At 49.5% G+C, this 222-nt stretch carries 1 protein-coding gene; it reads left to right on the top strand.

Features of this window, described 5'->3' with window-relative positions; genetic code table 11:
* Nucleotides 1-24: 24 nt before the first annotated feature.
* Nucleotides 25-222: VanZ family protein (locus tag LKX83_RS34635; protein ID WP_370639193.1), on the top strand; the 198-nt coding region annotated here is incomplete at its 3' end.

Genomic DNA, 222 nt, shown 5'->3' with positions numbered 1-222 from the left:
CGCTGATTTTCCAGCGTTAGCTTCATATATGGCAACAAAGAAATTAGCATCGCTCATCTCGGTGTACCTGCCTTTCTGGAATTCTTTGTGCGCAAGGTCGCGCATCTGATCAGCTATTTCCTGTTAGGTTTTTTGCTATGCCGCGTTTTATGGGCGCTGAAGATAGGCGGGTGGCGCAATGCGCTGCTTTCGCTTTTGATCGCTGTGCTGTCTGCCTCCTCA

The organism is Cohnella baijiui (assembly GCF_020731285.1).
Classification (GTDB): domain Bacteria; phylum Bacillota; class Bacilli; order Paenibacillales; family Paenibacillaceae; genus Cohnella.
Note: the sequence above shows the minus strand (reverse complement) of the source record. Positions and strands in the feature narration are given on the sequence as shown.